1 protein-coding gene is annotated in these 1,148 nt (G+C 57.8%); it reads left to right on the forward strand.

Going from position 1 to position 1,148, the window contains the following annotated elements; all coding sequences use genetic code 11:
* Positions 1–14: 14 nt before the first annotated feature.
* Positions 15–1,148 (forward strand): IS3 family transposase (locus NFX52_RS30295; protein WP_252636007.1); only part of this gene is annotated, 1,134 nt, incomplete at its 3' end.

A 1,148-nucleotide genomic window follows, 5' to 3' on the forward strand; every position in this document is an offset into this window, starting at 1 on the left:
CTAGAAGGTAGTTCATGTATTCCTACGAAGACCGAATCCGAGCCGTTGAGCTGTACATCAAGCTCGGCAAACGCACCAGCCCGACCATCAGACAGTTGGGGTACCCGACCAAGAATTCATTGAAAGGTTGGTATCGGGAATATCAGCAGCGCCAGGACTTGCCTAAAGGCTATGCGGGGCGTGAGCCCAAGTTCTCACAGCCGCAGAAGGCTGCCGCCCTTGAGCACTACCTCACCCATGATCGATGCATTGCAGGCACCATGAGGGCCCTGGGCTATCCAGGGCGTGGAACGCTGACCAACTGGATTCGCGAAGCATTCCCTGAGGCCAGGATGGCCGTTGTCGGCAGTGTGGGTCAGCGAAGATATCCTGAGAGCTTGAAGCAAGCGGGAGTGATGGAGCTTTGCACCCGGCAGGAAAGTGCACAGGCTGTTGCCGACAGGCTCGGCGTGTGCCGACCAACGTTGTACAACTGGAAGAACCAGCTTCTGGGGCGTGAGGCACCCGCATCAATGAAACACACCGATCGATCACCGCAGGCGCAAGAGCGCGAAGAGCTCGAGCGCCAGGTTGAAATACTGCGCCACGAAGTCAGGCAACTGCGCCTTGAGCAGGACCTCTTGAACAAGGCCAATGAACTGCTAAAAAAAGGCCTGGGCGTCGATCTGCAACTCCTGTCCAACCGGGAGAAGACACTGCTGATTGACGCCCTCAGGGAGCACTATGGCCTGCCAGAGCTCCTTGCACAGTTGGGTCTTGCGCGCAGCTCGTACTTCTACCATCGGGCCCGCGCGGCAATCGGAGACAAGTACGTGAAGGTGCGCCAATCCATCACCGAGATCTTTGAGTCCAATCACCGCTGCTACGGCTACCGCAGGCTGCACGCCTCACTGGCCAGAGAGCAATGCCCGATCTCCGAGAAGGTAGTGCAGCGGCTGATGAAGCAAGAGAGCTTGGTCGTTGCAAAGCCCAAGCGGCGGCGGTATGCCTCTTACCTTGGCGAAATCAGCCCGGCACCAGAGAACATCATCAACCGTGACTTCCAGGCTGCGGCGCCCAACGAGAAATGGCTGACCGACATCACAGAGTTCCAGATCCCTGCAGGCAAGGTCTACCTGTCACCGATCATCGATTGCTTCGACGGGATG

The organism is Acidovorax facilis (assembly GCF_023913775.1).
Classification (GTDB): Bacteria; Pseudomonadota; Gammaproteobacteria; order Burkholderiales; family Burkholderiaceae_C; genus Acidovorax; species Acidovorax facilis.